The sequence below is a fragment of the Peribacillus asahii genome, assembly GCF_004006295.1.
GTDB lineage: Bacteria > Bacillota > Bacilli > Bacillales > DSM-1321 > Peribacillus > Peribacillus asahii_A.
Map to the genome: position 1 here is coordinate 4,357,447 of NZ_CP026095.1, position 19,720 is coordinate 4,377,166.

Annotated in this window: 17 protein-coding genes and 1 pseudogene; 3 read left to right on the top strand and 15 right to left on the bottom strand. The window is 39.2% G+C overall.

Features of this window, described 5'->3' with window-relative positions; all coding sequences use genetic code 11:
- Window positions 1–2 precede the first annotated feature (2 nt).
- Both BAOM_RS21560 and BAOM_RS24660 read left to right on the top strand, forming a co-directional pair.
- Window positions 3–623, top strand: coding sequence for a class D sortase (locus BAOM_RS21560; RefSeq protein ID WP_127762047.1), 621 nt, complete (start codon window positions 3–5; stop codon window positions 621–623).
- A gap of 101 nt (window positions 624–724) precedes the next feature.
- Window positions 725–868: a hypothetical protein gene (locus tag BAOM_RS24660; RefSeq protein ID WP_164853306.1), complete on the top strand. Its 144-nt coding sequence runs from the start codon at window positions 725–727 to the stop codon at window positions 866–868.
- Between the two features lie 45 nt (window positions 869–913).
- On the opposite strand, the gene BAOM_RS21565 is transcribed toward BAOM_RS24660, so the two are convergent.
- From BAOM_RS21565 to BAOM_RS21610, 10 genes are all read right to left on the bottom strand, one after another.
- Complete coding sequence (locus BAOM_RS21565) at window positions 914–1,423, bottom strand: acyltransferase (RefSeq protein WP_127762048.1); 510 nt, start codon at window positions 1,421–1,423, stop codon at window positions 914–916.
- Window positions 1,420–2,073, bottom strand: a complete 654-nt coding sequence (gene ppaX, locus BAOM_RS21570; RefSeq protein ID WP_127762049.1) for a pyrophosphatase PpaX — start codon at window positions 2,071–2,073, stop codon at window positions 1,420–1,422. Before ppaX ends, BAOM_RS21565 begins: the two co-directional genes overlap by 4 nt.
- Window positions 2,063–3,010 carry a nucleoside recognition domain-containing protein gene (locus BAOM_RS21575; RefSeq protein WP_127762050.1) on the bottom strand — a complete coding sequence of 316 codons (948 nt, stop codon included), beginning with the start codon at window positions 3,008–3,010 and terminating at the stop codon, window positions 2,063–2,065. Before BAOM_RS21575 ends, ppaX begins: the two co-directional genes overlap by 11 nt.
- Before the next feature lie 24 nt (window positions 3,011–3,034).
- Entirely contained in the window at window positions 3,035–3,847 is an 813-nt protein-coding gene (gene lgt / locus BAOM_RS21580) for a prolipoprotein diacylglyceryl transferase (RefSeq protein WP_127762051.1), read from the bottom strand.
- Window positions 3,848–3,866: 19 nt separating this feature from the next.
- Complete coding sequence (hprK, locus tag BAOM_RS21585; protein ID WP_127762052.1) at window positions 3,867–4,802, bottom strand: HPr(Ser) kinase/phosphatase; 936 nt, start codon at window positions 4,800–4,802, stop codon at window positions 3,867–3,869.
- A 245-nt stretch (window positions 4,803–5,047) separates the two neighbouring features.
- The gene (locus BAOM_RS21590; protein WP_127762053.1) at window positions 5,048–6,154 is read right to left on the bottom strand and encodes a DUF4097 family beta strand repeat-containing protein; all 1,107 of its coding nucleotides are present in this window, start codon (window positions 6,152–6,154) and stop codon (window positions 5,048–5,050) included.
- A 148-nt stretch (window positions 6,155–6,302) separates the two neighbouring features.
- Window positions 6,303–9,173: an excinuclease ABC subunit UvrA gene (uvrA, locus tag BAOM_RS21595; RefSeq protein WP_127762054.1), complete on the bottom strand. Its 2,871-nt coding sequence runs from the start codon at window positions 9,171–9,173 to the stop codon at window positions 6,303–6,305.
- Window positions 9,174–9,180: 7 nt separating this feature from the next.
- On the bottom strand, window positions 9,181–11,166 hold the full coding sequence (gene uvrB / locus BAOM_RS21600; protein ID WP_127762055.1) for an excinuclease ABC subunit UvrB: 1,986 nt from the start codon (window positions 11,164–11,166) through the stop codon (window positions 9,181–9,183).
- Window positions 11,167–11,369: 203 nt separating this feature from the next.
- Entirely contained in the window at window positions 11,370–12,008 is a 639-nt protein-coding gene (locus BAOM_RS21605; RefSeq protein WP_127762056.1) for a DUF6944 family repetitive protein, read from the bottom strand.
- Between the two features lie 121 nt (window positions 12,009–12,129).
- Window positions 12,130–12,363 (bottom strand): CsbA family protein, encoded by a 234-nt coding sequence (locus tag BAOM_RS21610; RefSeq protein WP_127762057.1) that lies wholly within the window; start codon window positions 12,361–12,363, stop codon window positions 12,130–12,132.
- A 536-nt stretch (window positions 12,364–12,899) separates the two neighbouring features.
- On the opposite strand from BAOM_RS21610, the gene BAOM_RS21615 reads away from it, so the two are divergent.
- Window positions 12,900–14,561: an N-acetylmuramoyl-L-alanine amidase family protein gene (locus BAOM_RS21615; RefSeq protein ID WP_127762058.1), complete on the top strand. Its 1,662-nt coding sequence runs from the start codon at window positions 12,900–12,902 to the stop codon at window positions 14,559–14,561.
- 184 nt (window positions 14,562–14,745) lie between these two features.
- Here the strand turns inward: BAOM_RS21615 and BAOM_RS21620 are convergent, their stop codons facing one another.
- From BAOM_RS21620 to BAOM_RS21640, 5 genes and pseudogenes are all read right to left on the bottom strand, one after another.
- On the bottom strand, window positions 14,746–16,047 hold the full coding sequence (locus BAOM_RS21620) for an MFS transporter (RefSeq protein WP_164853307.1): 1,302 nt from the start codon (window positions 16,045–16,047) through the stop codon (window positions 14,746–14,748).
- A 125-nt stretch (window positions 16,048–16,172) separates the two neighbouring features.
- A pseudogene (locus BAOM_RS21625) lies at window positions 16,173–16,952 on the bottom strand (2-keto-4-pentenoate hydratase).
- 59 nt (window positions 16,953–17,011) lie between these two features.
- Entirely contained in the window at window positions 17,012–17,863 is an 852-nt protein-coding gene (locus BAOM_RS21630; RefSeq protein WP_127762060.1) for an alpha/beta fold hydrolase, read from the bottom strand.
- A gap of 17 nt (window positions 17,864–17,880) precedes the next feature.
- Complete coding sequence (locus tag BAOM_RS21635) at window positions 17,881–18,813, bottom strand: DODA-type extradiol aromatic ring-opening family dioxygenase (RefSeq protein ID WP_127762061.1); 933 nt, start codon at window positions 18,811–18,813, stop codon at window positions 17,881–17,883.
- Window positions 18,814–18,852: 39 nt separating this feature from the next.
- Window positions 18,853–19,680 (bottom strand): FAD synthetase family protein, encoded by an 828-nt coding sequence (locus BAOM_RS21640; RefSeq protein ID WP_127762062.1) that lies wholly within the window; start codon window positions 19,678–19,680, stop codon window positions 18,853–18,855.
- Window positions 19,681–19,720 lie beyond the last annotated feature (40 nt).

Consider the following 19,720-nt stretch of genomic DNA (forward strand, 5'->3'; position numbering starts at 1 on the left):
CTATGAAAAACAATAGGCATTCCAAACGAAAGAAAAGAATCAGCCTATTCTTAGCAATCTGTCTGTTATTTATAGGCGTATATTTCGCAGCAACGAATGCTTATCCCTTGCTAAAAAGTTATGATAAAGGGGATAAAAAAGAGGCTTCTGTTACGGCTGCTCAAGAAAAGAGCGAAGTAACAGAACAAAAGGAATTATATCCTACTCGGCCTGAAAAAGGAGATATGATAGGAGATCTTTACATTCCTAAATTAGACAGCACTTTGCCCATTTATCATGGAACCGATGAAGATGAATTGGAGAAAGGTGTTGGGCATTATGCAGGTTCGGTGCTGCCTGGTGAAACAGACAATTCCGTACTATCAGGACACCGCGATACTGTATTTCGAAAGCTAGGCGAAGTAGGAAAAGGCGATTTACTTATTACAAACACAGAAGCAGGTACATTCACATTTAAAGTACGAAAAGTGCGAATTGTAGATGCGGATGACCGTACCGTCATTGTTCCTAAACCGAAGGCAACCTTAACGGTCACCACCTGCTATCCTTTTTCATATATTGGTAATGCGCCTGAACGATACGTGTTAATTGCAGATTTAGTAAAAACTGAAGTATCGAAATAGAGAAATAGGCTGTGAGAAATCACAGCCTATTTTCACAATATAAAGGGGACCAAACTGTAAGGTAACATTCAAAAGCTAAGATTCAGGGGGCTCAATCAATTATGGATAAACAACAGCAAGAACATTTCTTTCGTCTATTAAGACAAACCTATGAATCTGCAACGGCAGATGAAGATGTCTCTATTGAAAAGATATTAGCCCAAATTAAAAGCGGCCTATCTGATATCTTTAAAAAACTACACTAAAAAGAACTTACCCTCCTAATGGGGAATAAGTTCTATTACAATCATTTAGTTTCGCGCTCTCTCTTCCATTTCTTCCTTCGTATAAATGACGCGCATTGGATTTCCACCGACTAAAGCACCCGCTGGCACATCTTTATGAACAAGGGACCCTGCAGAAACAATCGCACCATCTCCAATGATTACACCTGGAAGAATCGTGGAGTTTGCTCCAATCATCACCTCATCACCAATGACAACATCCCCTAAACGATATTCGTGAATTAAATACTCATGGGCAAGAATGGTCGTATTATATCCAATAATGGAATTATTCCCGACCGATATTTTTTCAGGAAACATCGTATCAGGCATGACCATCAGCGCAAAGGACGTTTGCTTGCCGATTTTCATATGCAGGAATGTTCGATACATCCAATTCTTCACAGACATAAAGGGTGTAATACGAGCAATTTGAATGATGATAAAGCACTTAACAACTTTCCAAAAGGACACGGTCTTATACACTTGCCAAAGCGAATTAGATCCTTCGACTGGATAGCGGACCGTTCTTCTCATACCGTCTTCCCTTGTAAAATATCGATTAAATCTGACATATAATTTAGTATATAATCCGGATGATACGTTTGTAGAAACTCAGTTCCCTTCAACGACCACGCTACACCGGCCGTCTTCGTCCCTGCATTTTTTCCACCGAGAATATCGTGATAATTATCTCCAATCATCATCGCCTCAGCTGGATCTGAACCAAGAGCATTCAACGCCTTTAAAAGCGGCTCCGGATCTGGTTTAGGCTTTTCGATATCATCCATCGTCACGACTACATCGAAGAACTGATCTAATCTGCTTAACTTGAGTCCTCTTTCAACGATATCTCGTTTTTTTGTCGTAACGATGGCCAGCTTATACTTGCTTTGAAACAAGCTTTCTATCGTCTCGTATACGCCATCAAACTGCGTCACAAGCAAGTCATGGTGCTCCCAATTATGCTTGCGGTAAAAAGCTATCATTTCCTCCGCAAGCTCCGGGTTAATGGATGAAAAAGTCTCTATTAAAGACGGACCAATAAATGGGAGAATATCTTCCCGTTTATACTGTCCTGGATAGTAATGATTGAGTGTTTCCGTAAAAGAAGCAATAATTAATTCATTTGTATTAATTAAAGTTCCATCTAAATCGAATAATAAAGTAGAAATATTACTGCTCATACACAGCTCCCTTTCTTTGCACACTTTCATAGCGATTCCATATATATCCTACGGCGATTGTCAGGACAATTGCCGTTACTAACCGAATGATTAATAGAGGCAGAACAGGAATCCCTAATGGAATAAAGATTAACGTGTCTTCTACTACGGCATGACATGCTACTAAAAAGATAAAAGCTAATGTCATATCTTTTTTCGACACACCTTCTTCTTTAGCAGCTTGAATCATGACCCCTGCCCCGTAAGCAAGCCCGATTGTTAAACCGGTTGCAAATGGCAGCGCTGCATTCTCCTTCATGCCTAATACCTTCATAACCGGCCCAAGCATTCGTGAAAAAGCTTCCAGCCATTTTTTATCTTTCATAATTTGAATAATGACCATCAATGGAATGACAATGAGCGCAAGTTGAACAATCCCTAGCAGCGCCTTCACGATACCATGAGAGACAATGGCCCACACACCTGTAATTTCAGCAGTTTGTTGACTGACAAACCCATACTGCGCCATTTCTGATCCCCCATCCCATAAGAGGTTAATCATCACCGCAGCTAGCAAAGCTAATCCAAGTCGCACCGTCAAAATCACCCACAGCTTCACGCCTACTTTCATCGCAACACCCGTCTCAATCAGCAAGTTATGCGAAAAAGAAAGCATAACGGCAATAATAAATACTTCTTTTACCGTCAAATCGAGCGTCAAAATCCCCGCAATCCCGGCATATAAATTAAGAAAATTTCCGAGAACAAGCGGAATGGCCGCATCTCCAGATAAACCGAGCAACGCCATGAATGGACTAATTAAATCAATCACCCATGGCAAAATCGGAGTATATTGAAGAATGGTCACAATTAACGTAACTGGAAAAATAACTTTTCCTAACGTCCATGTTGTCTTTAACCCAACCATGAATCCCTTCTTCACTGACTCCCCGTACATAACCCTCTCTCCTTTTCTCTCATCCTAAGCATCTAAATATCGCTGCTTCGCCATCCCGCTAAATCGACGATAGACGAATAAAGCAACCGCCACAACAATAAGAGTTAATGAAAGAATCTGTGCCATTCGAAGCGATTCTGTTAACATTAAACTATCCGTACGCAATCCTTCGATAAAGAAACGACCGACTGAGTACCAGAATAAATAAGCTAAGAAAATTTCACCGCGGCGTAAATTTACTTTTCTTAGTAATAAAAGAATCACTACACCAAGTAAATTCCACAATGACTCATATAAGAAGGTTGGATGATAATAAGCACCGTTAATATACATTTGATTAATAATAAATTGTGGCAAATGCAGATTTTCTAAAAAAGCTCTTGTGACTTCTCCGCCATGTGCCTCCTGGTTAATGAAATTTCCCCACCGGCCAATTGCCTGTCCAAGCAATAAACTCGGTGCTGCAATATCAGCAATTTTCCAAAAAGAAACTTTTTTAACCTTCGCAAAAACAATCGCTGTTAACACAGAACCAATTAACGCACCATGAATCGCAATACCACCATTCCATATTTTAATAATCTCACCTGGATACTGCGAATAGTAATCCCATTGGAAAATGACATAGTAGATGCGTGCACAAATGATGGCAATAGGCACCGCAAATAAAATTAAATCAACAAATAACTCTTTATGTAATCCTCTTCGCTCTGCTTCTCGAATAGCAAGCACAAGGCCGAGTAACACACCAATCCCAATAATAAGGCCGTACCAATTAATTTGGAGCACACCTAAATCAAGCGCCACACGGCCAATCGGTTGAATATCTTGTTCCATTTATCTCCCTCTTTTCTACTTAAAAATCATCATGATCTGCTTCTGCAATCGCATGATTCAAACGATCTGAAAACTGCTCAGCAGCATTTACTCCCATTCGTTTTAAACGATAATTCATCGCTGCCACTTCAATAATGACCGATAAATTTCGACCAGGTCGGACAGGTACTGTTAATTTTGTAATTTCTGTATCAATAATTTTCATGGTTTCTTCATCTAACCCAACTCGGTCATATTGCTTGTTTTTCTCCCAAAGCTCCAGGTGAATAACAATCGAGATTTTTTTATTACTGCGAACAGCTCCTGCTCCAAACAGTGTCATCACATTAATAATGCCTAATCCACGGATTTCAAGCAAATGCTCAATGAGTTCTGGAGCATTTCCAACAAGCGTATCTTGATCTTCTTGCCGAATCTCTACACAGTCATCTGCCACTAGGCGATGTCCCCTCTTCACTAATTCAAGTGCTGTCTCACTTTTTCCAACACCACTTTTCCCTGTAATAAGAACACCTACGCCATAAATGTCTACTAACACACCATGCACAGCTGTTGTTGGAGCTAACCTGCTTTCCAAGAAGTTTGTTAAGCGACTGTACAGCCGTGTTGTTTTCATATTTGACAGCATAACTGGAACCGACTCTCGTTCAGAAGCTTCGATTAATTCTTCCGGCACAATCTGACCACGCGTAATAATAATCCCTGGTGTCGAGTCACGACAAAGCTCTTCCATACGATGTTTACGCTCCGCTTCATTAAGTCGTGTAAAAAAAGACACTTCTGTCCGCCCTAATAATTGGACACGCTCAGCTGGATAATAATCAAAAAAACCCGCAATCTCAAGTCCCGGACGAGATAAGTCGCTTGTCAAAATCGGTCGGTTAACTCCTTCTTCACCACTAACAAGCTCAAGGTTAAACGCATCGATTACATCTTTTATACGAACTTTAGCCATCTAGGTTGCCCTCCTTTTTGGAGTAAAATTTTTTGACTCAATGCTCATTCCATTTTAGCATTTTTCCGGCAATATCCAAACAATGCGTTTTTATAAGCAAATATTTTCTAAATCGGTGTGATTTTTTTTATATGGATTTTTTATAGAACGCTGTGGATTTTTAGCTCACTTAATCAACCATATTATTTAACACAGCCTTCCATAATAAGGAGGCTTGCCGAATTCGACAAGCCTCCTTATTATCATTATGAAACTGAGATTGCACCGGTCTTCGTATCTGCAAAAATATGCAAAACCGGCGTTTGATCATACACGGTTTGAAACTTTAATACTTTCTGAATTACATCGCTTTTTTCTTCTACAATTTTGATTCCTTCTAGATTGACATTAAAACCACCTAAATTCGATTTTAACTCCCCTGATACAGCAGCTCCCGAAGCTACAGACAGCTGAATCTTCCCTGTAATCGATTTAGCATATAAAGAATCACTTTCTTCATTGTCATTCCGACAAATAATTTGCCCGTTAAAGGTCTGTACATCCACCTTTTTAAAGTGTCCTCCAGCTTCAATCGCCCCATTCAGCGTTTCAGCTTCAACCTTGTCAAAGCGAGACGCTTGAATCGTAATCGTACCATTTCCTGTTTCTAATTCACAATTCTCCCCTCTGACGCTATCCATTGAAATCGATCCATTCGCTGATTTGACTTTGACTTCTTCTGCAGCTAAGGATTCTGCGGCTACTCCTCCATTAAACATCCTAATCCGAAGCTGCTTATATTCTTTTTGCGGGACATAAATGAGTACATCTGCTTTAATGCCCTTTTCTTGTAAGTAAAATTTCAGCGTTCCATCTTCGATGGCAAATATCACTTCGTTTAAGAAGGCTTCACGCGCTTGATCCTGGTCATCCACGCGGTACACCTTTGCTTCACACTCTACACGCACATCATGGTGATCCCAGGCAATCATTTTTATTTTCCCATTTGCGATATCCACATCTAAGTCTTGAATGACCTTTTCATCATGCTGAAAGATATGAGAAACAGTAAATGATTTCCCAAAATTAAAATCTAAATCTGTATCTTTAATTTTTTGAAAAGCACTTTCAACAAATTCGAAAATTTTCTCTTTCGATGATTGAATATTTTTCTTAAATGTATCATGAGCGTCATCTTGATATTGCTTCTTCGCCTCAATTACTTCTGTTGACAATTCATTTTTTAACACTTGCTCTTTCTGTTCACTTTCTTTCCCGGCTTTATCTAATGCCTCTAAAATAGTTAACGCTTCTTCCGCGGTGATTTTGCCATCTTGAACGAGTTGAAGAATTCTTTTCTTTTCTTCCTGCATCGCTACTCCCCACTTTCTGCTTTATACTCTATACATACGCCCAGATGGTTAAAAGGTTTCATGTTTCTTCCATTCGACGATTTCCTCGGAAATAATCGGTATTGAATAAAAATTCCACAAAAAAAGCAAGCCAAAATGGCCTGCCTTTTTACACAAATTGTTCTCTTTCCTCAATTCTCTTTTCCATTCGACTTCGATCTCTTGTAAGTATAGGCTGCAAATATTTCCCTGTGTACGATTCAGGAATTTGACAAATTTCTTCCGGCGTTCCATAGCCGACAATCGTTCCGCCTTTATCGCCGCCTTCAGGACCTAAATCGATTAAATAATCAGCCGCCTTAATAATATCTAAATTATGCTCGATAACTAAAACTGTATCACCATTTTCCACTAAGCGTTGGAGCACAATAAGAAGTCGGGCAATATCATCCACATGAAGACCTGTCGTTGGCTCATCTAATATATAGAAAGAGCGTCCTGTTGAACGACGGTGAAGTTCCGATGCCAATTTCACCCGCTGCGCTTCTCCGCCAGATAAAGTAGTCGCTGGCTGACCAAGTTTAAGATAACCTAACCCTACATCATAAAGCGTTTGTATTTTCCGTTTAATTTTCGGGATATTTTCAAAAAAGACAAGTGCATCTTCTACTGTCATATTTAAAATATCAGAAATATTTTTCCCCTTATAACGCACTTCAAGTGTTTCACGGTTATACCGTTTCCCGTGACACACTTCACAAGGTACATAAACATCCGGTAAAAAGTGCATTTCAATTTTAATAATTCCATCGCCGCGACACGCTTCACAGCGACCACCTTTTACATTAAAACTAAAGCGCCCTTTTTTATACCCTCGAATTTTTGCTTCGTTCGTTGCCGCAAACACATCACGAATATCATCAAATACGCCTGTATAAGTGGCTGGATTCGATCTTGGCGTTCGACCGATTGGTGATTGATCAATATCGATGACTTTATCCAACTGTTCAATTCCCTTTAATTCTCGGAATGCACCAGGCTTCACTTTGGAGCGATTTAATTTTTGCGCTAATTCTTTATGAACAATTTCATTTACTAACGTACTTTTTCCGGAGCCAGATACGCCTGTTACCGCTACAAACATCCCAAGTGGAATCTTTACATTGACGTTTTTTAAATTATTTTCCTTCGCACCTTTTACCTCAATAAAACGTCCATCACTTTTACGACGTTCTAAAGGAAGCGGAATAAATTTCTTCCCTGATAAATATTGACCGGTTAAGGATTTTTCATCTTTCATAATTTCTTCTGGTTTACCAGCTGAAACAATTTGCCCGCCATGAGTACCGGCTCCAGGACCGACATCAATTAAATAATCGGCAGCAAGCATCGTATCTTCATCATGCTCGACAACAATCAATGTATTTCCAATTTCCTTCATATTTCTTAGCGTTGCAATCAACCGATCATTATCTCGTTGATGTAAACCAATCGACGGTTCATCCAAAATATACAGTACACCTGTTAGACGCGAACCAATTTGTGTCGCTAAACGAATTCGCTGTGCTTCTCCGCCGGATAATGTACCAGCCGCTCGACTTAACGTTAAGTAATCTAATCCAACATTCGCTAAGAAAGTGAGTCGTTCTTGAATTTCACGTAAAATTAATTTTGCAATCGCTGCTTCTTTTTCCGTAAGTTGTAAGTGCTCAAAAAATTCAAGTGACTCTTCAATGGATAATGAAGTTGTGTCACTAATATGTTTGCCTTGAATAAGGACGGCCAAGCTTTCTTTCTTCAATCTATTTCCTTTACAGCTTGAGCAAGCACGTGTGGACATGTATTTTTCCATTTGCTCACGAATATAATCGGAGTTCGTTTCCTTATGACGACGGGCAATATTTTTCAATACACCTTCGAACTGAATATGCCCTTCTTGCATTCGACCGTAATCATTTTCATAGCGGAAATAGATTTTGTCTGAACCTGAACCCATTAATACCTTTTCCATTTGTTCTTCTGATATATCTTTGACCGGAGTATCTAAATCGATATTGTAATGTTTAGCAACCGCTTCAAGCAGTTGCGGATAATATTGCGAGCTCGTTGGCTCCCAAGGCGCAATAGCATGTTGACGCAGAGTTAGCTCTGGATTTGGAATGACTAAGTCACGGTCCACTTCTAATGTAGCTCCTAAGCCATCACAATCAGGACAAGCCCCAAATGGACTGTTAAATGAAAACATACGCGGTTCCAGCTCTTCAATCGAAAAACCACAATGCGGGCAAGCATGATGCTCACTAAACAGTAATTCTTCCTCTCCGATCACATCAATGATGACTTTTCCGTCACCTAATTTAAGCGCACTTTCAAGCGAATCGGCTAAACGCGACGCAATGTCCTCTTTAATGACAATTCGGTCAACAATCACTTCAATGGAATGCTTTTTATTTTTTTCAAGACTAATGTCCTCGCTTAAATCATACATGTCCCCATCAATTCTCACGCGAACATAGCCTTGTTTTTTTATATCTTCTAATAGCTTCGTGTGCATCCCTTTTCGTCCAGAAACGATGGGCGCTAACACTTGAAGCTTTGTCCGCTCCGGATATTCTAAAATCCGATCGACCATTTGTTCAATTGTTTGTGAACTAATTTCAATGTGATGAGTCGGACAAGTAGGCCGCCCTACTCTAGCAAACAACAGTCGTAAATAGTCATAGATTTCTGTTACTGTTCCGACTGTTGACCGGGGATTTCGACTGGTGGTTTTTTGATCAATGGAAATAGCTGGTGATAATCCTTCAATTGAATCGACATCCGGCTTATCCATTTGCCCTAAAAACTGGCGTGCATAAGCGGAAAGAGACTCTACATACCGTCTTTGTCCTTCTGCATAAATCGTATCAAAAGCTAAGGACGACTTACCAGACCCTGATAATCCTGTAATAACCACTAGTTGATCTCTTGGAATCGTCACATCAATATTTTTTAAATTATTGGCTCTGGCACCTTTTATTACAATCTTATCCATTGCCATACTCTCGTCATCCTTCCGCTTTTAACTCTAGTAATAAATCACGAAGTTCGGCTGCTCGTTCAAAGTCTAACGCCTTAGCCGCTTCTTTCATATCTAATTCTAATTGCTGCATCACTTTTTCGCGCTCTTTCTTCGATAATTTTGCATAGTTTGGTGCAGGTTTTTCTTGATAAGTTTCTGATTCTTCTGCTACATGCGTTGCGCGAATGACATCACGAATTTCTTTTTGAATCGTTTGCGGGACAATTCCGTGTTCTTCATTATAACGTTCTTGAATTTCACGACGACGCTTTGTCTCTTCGATGGCTAGCTCCATTGAATTTGTCATACGATCGGCGTACATAATTACATGCCCATTTGCATTTCGTGCTGCCCGCCCAATCGTTTGAATGAGCGACCGCTCCGAACGAAGGAAGCCTTCTTTATCAGCATCTAATATGGCTACTAACGACACCTCTGGAATGTCCAAACCTTCTCGAAGCAAGTTAATTCCGACTAACACATCGTATTTCCCCATACGAAGCTCGCGAATAATTTCAATTCGTTCTAACGTTTTCACTTCTGAATGTAAATATTGCACTTTAATGCCGATTTCTTTTAAATAATCGGTTAAGTCTTCGGACATTTTTTTCGTTAAGGTTGTAATTAAGACGCGTTCATTCTTCCGAATCCGCTCTTGAATTTCATCAATCAAGTCATCAATCTGACCTTCAATTGGTCGTACATCAATAAGCGGGTCAAGCAGGCCGGTAGGACGAATGATTTGTTCGACCATCTCTGGCGTATGCTCCAATTCGAATGGACCCGGCGTCGCTGAAACAAAAACAGCCTGACTTACTTTCTCTTCAAACTCTTCAAAACGCAAAGGTCGATTGTCCTTCGCTGATGGCAATCGAAATCCATGATCCACTAGCACTTGCTTACGCGCTTGGTCCCCATTAAACATTCCGCGAACTTGCGGCAATGTCACATGTGATTCATCGACAACAAGCAGAAAATCCTTTGGAAAATAATCCAATAACGTATAAGGTGTTGCCCCCGCTGGACGAAGGGTTAAATGACGTGAATAATTCTCAATCCCGGAACAGAAGCCCATTTCCCTCATCATTTCCAAGTCGTAGCGCGTTCTCTGCTCTAGACGCTGTGCCTCAAGCAGTTGATCATTGTCACGTAACTCCTTCAAACGTTCTTCTAATTCTTTCTCAATATTCTCAATCGCTATGCGCATCTTTTCTTCACGAGTAACGAAGTGGGACGCTGGAAAAATAGCGATGTGCTCTCGTTCCCCTGTAATTTCGCCCGTTAATGCGTCTACTTCTCGAATTCGATCAATTTCGTCACCAAAAAACTCCACTCGAACACATTGTTCGTCACGTGAAGCCGGAAAAATCTCAACAACATCGCCTCGTACCCGAAACGTTCCCCTTGTGAACTGAATGTCATTTCGTTCATACTGAATATCGACAAGCTTATGAAGCAATGCATTTCGATCAATTTCCATTCCTGTGCGCAATGATACGACCATTTCGCGATACTCTTCAGGAGAACCTAAACCATAAATACAAGAAACACTCGCAATAATAATGACATCGTCCCGTTCAAACAATGATGATGTCGCCGAATGCCGCAATTTATCAATCTCATCGTTAATACTCGCATCTTTTTCAATAAATGTATCTGTCGAAGGCACATACGCTTCTGGCTGATAATAATCATAGTAACTAACAAAATATTCAACAGCATTATTCGGGAAAAACTCTTTAAACTCACTATAAAGCTGCCCTGCTAATGTTTTATTATGAGCAATCACAAGTGTCGGTTTATTCACTTCTTTAATGACATTAGATACCGTAAACGTCTTCCCTGTTCCCGTTGCACCAAGCAATGTTTGATACCTTTTGCCCTCATTAATGCCCTCCACAATCTTTTGAATCGCTGCAGGCTGATCTCCTTGAGGAGAATATTTAGAGACTAACTCAAAAACATCCTTCACTAACATTGCCTCCTACGTAACCGTTTTATCTCATATATACACATTCTACCACAACTGACCATCTACAAACCAACAAAAGCGAACGTCCATTCTTACTTTTTAGCTATAATATTAATATAACGATAGTTGGCTCATTTTAGCGAAACCACAGTTTCACTAAAATGAGCCAACTATCAACCATGTCATATAACCTATCTATACTGTTAATGATAGGAATAAGGAGACAAAGTATCACTTTCCGTTTCTGAAGATAAATCGGACTCCACTTCAAGAGTAATGGCACGAATTAATATAAATGAACCAATAGCTAGAATCCAGCTTCCAACCAATAAAATGCGCTCTCCAATTATATGTTTATCGTTTAAAATAAAAATCTTGCCAACTGCTCCTAAAAAAGAACCTAAAGAAATAAAACTATTTCCCGTAATCGCAAGGGACCTAAATGATGAATCCTCTTCAAGAAATGCACCTACTGCTTCAAAAGCGGCACCCAGACCTTGAATTCCACTGCCGAGAGCATCTACTTTTGCTCCTCCTTCTTCTGAAACATTCAGTTCCATATCTACGCCAACTGCATTTGTAGTATTACCAGCAGCTTCAACCCAGGCACCAAAAATCGTATATAGTTCCGCTAGACCGCTCTCTGGTCTTAACAGCTTAGTTCTGCCAATAGCTTGCAATGAATTGCCAAAAGCTTCAATTCCATTTCCTTTTATAATTAAATCTTTACCAAGATTGCTGCTTGTAAAAGTTTGTCGGGTTTGCCCGACTGCATCAACAAGCGCCCCAAAACCGAGTATCCATGCTCCTGCAACAAGGAGATCTTCTCCATGAGTAATCATATTCGACATGCTCCTTCGTAAGAAGTTACCTTATGTTATTCATGAACCTGTATTTGGTACATAAGCTTCATTATCTATGAATCGCGGGAGGAGATTTAAATAAGCTAAAAAAAGCACCTGCTCAGGCGCTTTTCGATGTTCTCTTCATCATTTTCGATGATAAATAAAAACCTAGCGTTAACGAAAACGCATCGATCACAATGAGAGGCCATGTATGCGTATAGCCTTTATATGCGGATGCTGCAATTAATGCCACCGTTAAAACTAATCCTACAACATGGTTATACGTAACCCTTGTAAATAACATTACAAGAAGACAAGGCAAAAAAAGCGCAGCAAGAAATTTCGTAATCATATTGTCCATCTCCTTATCATAAAGGGCATTATTTCTTAGTTTAGTGAAAGTCATTCTCTTTGACAATCTTTACAAATAGCTTCCTAAATGAATTCATTATAACGTTTAATCATAAAATATACACTTATTAAGTGAAGCCTCTGTGGTAAAACACTGTTGATTAACAAAAACTCGTAAAATAGAAACTTACTTTCTCTTCTTATCAAACACTCTAATTATTTTCCATAGGATGTCCTCATCTATTTGTCAATATGTCTTCCGCTCGTTTTTTATTTTTTCCTCATTAGTATTCAAAATACTCCATCCTTCACAACATTGAAAAAACTCTACAAAATCCCTATTTCATACAAATTACTACTCATAATTTCCTAATTTGACACAAACGCATTGAAAGAACTACCATTACACTGTCGTATAATGTACTATAATTACTGAGATAATTTTCTATTTTAATAGTAAAAAGGGTTAAAAATAAGACTATTAAATATATATAAAGTCTCGTATTACCCCATCAAAAATCACAGGAGGAAAGCTTTATGAAAAGTAAAGTAATGACAATACTCGTAGCTACCTTTGTATTTTTTGCCACCTTCTCTTCTTCCATCGAAAGCCATTTTGTTTCTGCAGCGAGTAAGGAAGGCATCGTTACTGCAAACACTCTCAATGTTCGCGAAAAAGCATCGACTAGTTCCAAAACAATCGGCACCTTGAAAAAAGGGAAGATTGTAACGATTACGAAACAACAAAGCAGCTGGTCTCAAATTAAATATGGCTCAAAAACGGGCTGGATTTCTACTACATACATAAATGAAATAGGATATGTAACCTCTACTACATTAAAACTATACAAATCGAACAGCTCTAACAGCACATCTTTAGCTACCCTAAAAAAAGGTACCTCTGTGCAAATGAAAGCGACTAAAGGCAGCTGGCTTCAAGTCTATGTATCATCGAATAAAAAGACAGGCTGGGTTACAAAAAAGAATATTTCCAGCACAAAAGCAGCAGCTACAACAGCCTCTACAACTACATATTATGTGACTTCTGATACGTTAAATATTCGCCAATCCGGCACTACTAAAGCAAAAATCTTAGAAACTATTAAAAAGGGCGATGCTGTTACCTACTACTCAAAGTCTGGTAACTGGGCAAAAGTAAAAACGAGCTCAGGAACGATAGGCTGGGCTTCGCTTACATACTTATCGAAAACAAAGCCTGTCGTAACAAAAACGTATTACGTGACGTCGAATTCATTAAATGTTAGAACAGCTGGCAATACTTCAGCTAAAGTGCTTACAGCCATTAAAAAAGGAGCAGCTGTTACTTACTACTCAAAATCAGGGGATTGGGCAAAAATTAAAACGGCTTCCGGCGTAACCGGTTGGGTTTCGATGAAATACTTATCTACAACAAAACCAAAAGTCACAGCAAGTGCTGAGACGGTTTCAAATAGCAATATGCGCTATGTTATATCGGAAACGTTAAACGTTCGTAAATCAGCAAGTTCCTCATCTGCCATTTTAGAAACAGCTTCTCGCGGGGATGCTTTAACATTAAAACAAACAAGTGGAGATTGGGGACAAGTCGTTACTTCTAATAATGTAACCGGTTGGGTTTCTCTTGCCTATGTATCTAATAAAAAGTGGACAAAAGGATTAAAAAACAAAGTTATCGTGCTTGATCCAGGCCATGGAGCTCAAGATCCTGGCGCTATTGGAAGTGAGCATAGAGAAAAAGATTTAACACTCGCTACTGCGAAAAAGGTCCAAGCAAAACTAGAAGCAGCTGGAGCTAAAGTCGTGATGACAAGAACGGGAGATACCTATCCAACTCTATCAGAACGAGTACAAATTAGTAAAAAGAATAATGCAGATGTATTCATTAGCATTCACTTTAACTCAAGCGCCGACAAAACAGCCAACGGCATTGATACGTTCTATTGGACGACGTACATGAATGAAAAAGAATTAGCTGAAATCGTTCAAGAGGAATTAATTAAAAGTACAGGTTTAAAAAATCGCGGTTCAAAAACAGGAAACTTCCAAGTCGTACGTACAAATGACGGCGCATCGCTTTTAGTAGAACTAGGATTCATTTCTAATCCAAATGAAGAAGAGATTATTTCAACAACTGAATTTCAAAATGATGCCGCTGTTGGAATCACAAATGGACTAAAAGCATACTTTGATTTATTTTAAAGACTATACTGTTGATTTTGGACTGATAACTATAAAAAGCTTTGGATGACTCTCCCAAAGCTTTTTTTCATTCCTGAAAACTAAAGAAATAAAATCATTTAATTAATTTTTAGAATAGGCTTAATCGTTACTCCTGGTTTAGAGTCTTCAAACGCCTTATTTCTTTCAAAGTAAAGTCAACACCTTACTGAACATTTACCTTATTAGTTGATAACTCATTTGATGCAAATTTCTTTGGGCGTACAGCAATCCACAATAGCCCTCCAGAAATAAGAAGAACTAACGCACACATTTGGAAAGAATAATGAAACCCTGAAGCTGGATTTGATGCGTTTTCAATAAGATAACCTGTTACGTATGGTCCAGCGATACCACCCAATGAAGTGAATGCCATAAACCAGCCTTGAATTTTACCTTGGTGTTGTTTGGACACTATATCTACTAGAATTGTAGGTCCAAGAACTAATGTGATACATCCAAACGTTAATCCAAGGGATAGTAGAACAATTGCCATGAAATTAGAGCTAACTATGGTTCCCAAAAAGTAACTAACTGCTCCTGCCACCATGACAGGTCCAAGAATAAACACTCGTCCCTTGACCACATTTTTGGTTTTATAGTAAATACGATCAGAAAGGCTAGAAAATACAATCTGAGATATTGTGATAAGAATCCAAGGTAAAGCTACTACAATCTTTAATTGATCTTCACTTAATTGACGGATATTTTCCAAATAGTTAGGGAGCCAGTTAAGACCAATGGTAAATGACCAATAAGTGGCAAATCCACATAGAGCGATTAAGATAAAATTTTTAGATAGCAATGCAGATGAGAATTTAGTTGCTGGTAAACTTGAAGATGCATTAGCAACCTTTATTGTCTCTGCTGATTTTACATCATCTTTCTTTGTTACTGTGAATAACCAAAATACGATCCAAATGGCACCAACAATTCCAGTCGCAATAAAAGCAGAGCGCCAGCCATAATTATTAATAAGATGCATTAAAATAGGGGCTGATATTGCTACTCCAAGTGGTCCTCCAACGGATACTAACGTTAAACCAATACCAAGTCTTTCTTTAGGCAGCCATTTTGAAGCAGCGGTCATTGCCAGTGAGTAAGCCGGACCCTCACCTGCACCTAAAATAATCCGTGTGATTAATAGAAACGCAAAGCTGCTAACAAAAATGGTTGAGAACTGCACAATCGCCCAAACAGCAGCCATACAGGCAATCACTATTCGTGTGCCAAACCGATCCGCTAAACCACCGACTAGGATTGCTGAAACGGAGTAAAGTAAGAAAAACACACTGCCGACCATCCCCCATTGTTCTGCTGATAGACCCAACTCGTCCATAATCGGAACTGATGCGAAACCAATAATCGCTTTATCGGCATTACTGATAACAGTGAGCAAAAATAATAAAAGAATGATTACCCATGCTTTTTTAGAAATTCTCTGATTCTTCACTTCCTTTTGATTCACTTTACTCCCTCCATCCAAATGAAATGATTATTTTACTAATTACCTTTGAAAACGCTTGCAAAACAAGGAAAAAGACGCGAAAGAATAAGGAAGAAACTTGCTTTATTCCTTATTCTTTCGTTACTTTAAGAGAAGGATGCTTCAACTGTCCCTAAGTTTGTAAACTCTGCTTTGAAACGGTCTCCAGCTTCGGCAATAACCGCTGCGGATAAAGCTCCCGATAGGATTACTTCATTTGCTTTTAACGTCACGCCATATTCATACAATTTATTAGCCAACCAAGCAACACATGCTGCAGGATGCCCAAGTACATCTAAACCGGTTCCTTTATTGATTAGTTCGCCATTTTTATAAAGACACATTTCCACTTTCGTTAAATCCACATCTTTAATTGAAAAATGTTCTTTACCTAATACAAATAGTCCACTTGATGCATTGTCAGCCACTGTATCTGTCAGTTTGATTTTCCAGTTGCTAATTCTGCTATCAACCACTTCCAAGGAAGGAACAACATAATCGGTTGCAGCTAATACGTCTTCAATCGTTACTGATGGACCCTGCAAATCTTTTTTTAATACAAAAGCAATTTCACCTTCTACTTTAGGTTCAAATAGCCCCGTCATTGGAATACTTTCATTTCCAGTCATATCCATACTATCCAATAAATGACCATAATCTGGTTAGTCTACTCCAAGCAGCTCTTGCATCGCCACAGATGTTAGGCCAATTTTCTTTCCAACAATTCGTTGACCGCTGCGCACTTTTTGATCAATCATTTTTAATTGAACACGATATGCTTCATCAATGGTCAAATCTGGATATGATTGAGTTAAAGGTGCAACCGACTGCTGTTCTGTTTCAGCTTTAAGCAAATGCTTGTACGCTTCATCAATACGGTTTGCTATCTGACTACTCAATGACAAAACCCCTTTCTGTAAAAAATACGATGCCTCTCTTGTTCAAGTTACTTTACCGTTTGAAGGATAAAATTGATGATTGTATTGTTAAAATCTTCAACTTTCTCCCATTGAGGCCAATGTCCTGCTCCTTCAATTACCGTTAATTCGCTATTCGGAATCATATCTTGAATTGGTTTTGCCTCTTCGACAGTTGATGTTGGATCATGGTCTGTCCAAGCTAACAATGTCGGTACATTAATTTTTCCACACCATGATGGATCCCACGTGTATTGTTGACGTGCTTCCGGATCCTGCAGATATACGATGTTATAAACTGATTTTTGATATTCTGGCTGTGTATAAATTTTGTAACGAGCTTCGATTAACTCATCCGTCACTTGACTCTTATCGTACATGAGCCATTCCAAACGTGTTTTTACATTTTCATAGTTCGCTTCAATCACCGCTTTGATTGTTGATTCTTTCAAACGCGCCATTACTTCAGGTTTATTATTTACGTTCCCAGGAGTATTCAATACTAGAGAAAGGACATATTCTGGATGATATGCCGCAAACCACGCTGCAACCCATCCACCAAGTGATTCACCGGAAATATGTGCTTTCTTTAAATTAAGTGCTTGAAGAACACCAAGTAAGTGGTCGCTGTAAGAATCAATGCCATATGGGTGATCTGGTTTCTCTGTGTAACCATGTCCTAGCATGTCAATACAAATGACTCGGAAATGTTTGCTAAGTCCGCGGATGTTCCGTGCATAAGCCTCAATGTGACCGCCTGTACCATGAAGTAAAACTAACGGCTCTCCTTCACCTGCTTCTAATACACGTGTTTTAATACCCGCTGCATCTAAATAGTAAAGTTTAAATTCAACATCTTGAAATTCAGTCCAAATTGTCATCAATGTTTCCTCCTTAATTATCGTTGAAATTGTACAATCGCCATCCCGGTTACCCATTCCGGAATCGGTTCATAGAAAGCAACATTTGTTTTAAAGTCTTGCAATGCACCAAGTAAAACAAGCCAGTTTCGAATTTCGTGACCACCGTTGCCACCGTTTTCTTCAATAAAATCCGAGTTCCAGTTACGAAGTGCAGAAGAGTCGCCCGATTCTACGAGTCTTAAAAACTCACGATCCCATTCTTCATTTACCGGACCGGATACAAGGCTGGTCACTCGAGTTTCACGGGCTGTCAAATACTCATCCAACTGCTCGATTTCTTGACGTCCGTTTTTCAACACATGAATCAATTGCTGATCTTCTGGCTTTTCGCTCTCGATTTTTGGAATTGGAACCCAGTGGGAAATTCCACCTGAAGCTACAAGAGCTACCTTCTTATCTGAATCCCATGAGTCAATCGCTTTACGTAACACCTCTCCCAATTGGAAGCAACGGTCCATTGTCGGTAGCGGCGGTGCAGCTGTGTTCACTGCGATTGGAACAACAGGCACTTCTAGGTCCTCATTTAAGAAGTAAATAGACTGTGTATGACCATGGTCAACCTTCATTTTCATCGAGAAAGCAAAATCTAAATTATTTTCTAAACCTGTATTAAGAATATGTTTGGCCAAATCTGTCTGAACTGGCATTTTATATTTTGGAAGCTTCCAGTCTCCCCACCCTTCACATTCACCGATTCCGATTGTGAAGGAAGGCATATGATCATAAAAATAGCTGTTGAAGTGATCATCGGACACAAGAATTAAGACATCTGCGCCCTTTTCTTTCAGCCATTTGTTCATTTCATTTGCAGTTGAGATGAAACGTTTTCCTTTCTCGCCGCCTGCTTCCGGATTTGTCATAATCATCGGACTGTGTGACATTGCCACACCTGCTATAATTTCTGCCATGTCGGTCCTCTCCTTCTCAATTAACTTTGATAATGTCTATTAATTGTTCATCACTTTTTCTAATTTATAGGAAGGTGTTACTGAAATACGTTTCTTCCATACAATTGTCAAAGTGCCCTTCATTTGATTCGGAATATTTTGGGCAAATTGCAACAAACCGTCATCTGTTACGTATAACTGTCCGATCAGTTCTTTAGTTTCCCTTTTTAATATGACTTCATAAATCCCCGGGGCCGGTATTGTATAATGCGGCTGAGGCTGAAGTAAAAAACCGTTCCAGTTACATTTCACTTCATATAAATGGCCTAGGAAGTCAGGCAATTCTTCGACGTTTCCAGCTAAGATACGTTTTCGAATACAAGTAGAGCTAATTTTCTCTCCTCTACAACTGACTTTCTGCACTTTTGTTACGTCAATTTTCCCTTTTGAATCTTGCTTTAATCTGTCTAAATTTCCTGCTCCAAAAGATCCGTAGGAAAAGTCAAAGCCGGCTACCGCATGGACAACCCCAAGATTAACCAGATACTCTTCAACAAATCTTTCAGGAGAAAGTGATGCAAATTCCTTGTCAAATTTCACAAGATAGAAGTTATCAGCGCCTAGCGTCTTCATCTTTTCTTCTTTTTCACTGAGCGGCATTAGACAATGTACTTGTTCTTTTCCATTTGACAGCACGATTTTGGGATGAGGACTAAAGCTCATTACCGATAGTGGTAATCCATATTCTTTCGCTTTTAAACGAGCGGTTTCTATCACGTGACAATGTCCTTTATGAAGTCCATCAAAATATCCAAGAGCCACTACTGTAGGTACTGATTGCTTTTGCCAATTGTGCAAATTTTTCCGGTTAATATGAATAGTCTCCATACGATCTCCTTTCTTTTACTTTCTTTTACTTTCTTTTACT